1 protein-coding gene is annotated in these 554 nt (G+C 57.4%); it reads left to right on the top strand.

Annotated features, from left to right (window positions below):
• Positions 1-554, top strand: a 554-nt coding sequence (locus tag ACTHUG_RS11320; protein ID WP_440422264.1) for an FAD-dependent oxidoreductase, incomplete at both ends; no start/stop codon positions are given.

Here is a 554-nt window from a genome sequence, read left to right as displayed (position 1 = left end):
GTCTCGAAAACGCCCATATCCTGCGCCCCGGCTACGCCATCGAATACGACTACTTCGATCCGCGCAACCTCAAAGCCAGCCTCGAAACCAAAACCATCCAAGGCCTCTTCTTCGCCGGACAAATCAACGCCACCACCGGCTACGAAGAAGCCGCCGCGCAAGGCTTGCTCGCTGGCGCAAATGCCGTGCAATACATCCGCGAACAAGACCCGCTCCTGCTGCGCCGCGAACAAGCCTATCTCGGCGTATTGGTGGACGACCTCATCACCAAAGGTGTGAACGAGCCTTACCGAATGTTCACCAGCCGCGCCGAATACCGCCTGCAACTCAGGGAAGACAACGCCGACATGCGCCTGACCGAAGACGGCTACAAAATCGGCTTGGTGGGTGAAGAACAATGGCGCATGTTCAACGAAAAACGCGAAGCCATCGAACGCGAAATCCAACGTTTGAAAACAACGTGGTACACGCCGCAAAAACTCGCCGAAGAAGAGCAGCTGCGCGTATTCGGCCAAAAACTCAGCCGCGAAGCCAACCTGCACGACCTCCTGCGC

Source organism: Neisseria sp. P0022.S009 (assembly GCF_051956675.1).
GTDB lineage: Bacteria > Pseudomonadota > Gammaproteobacteria > Burkholderiales > Neisseriaceae > Neisseria.
The sequence above is the reverse complement of the archived record's forward strand: the minus strand, read 5'-3'. Positions and strand labels throughout refer to the sequence as shown.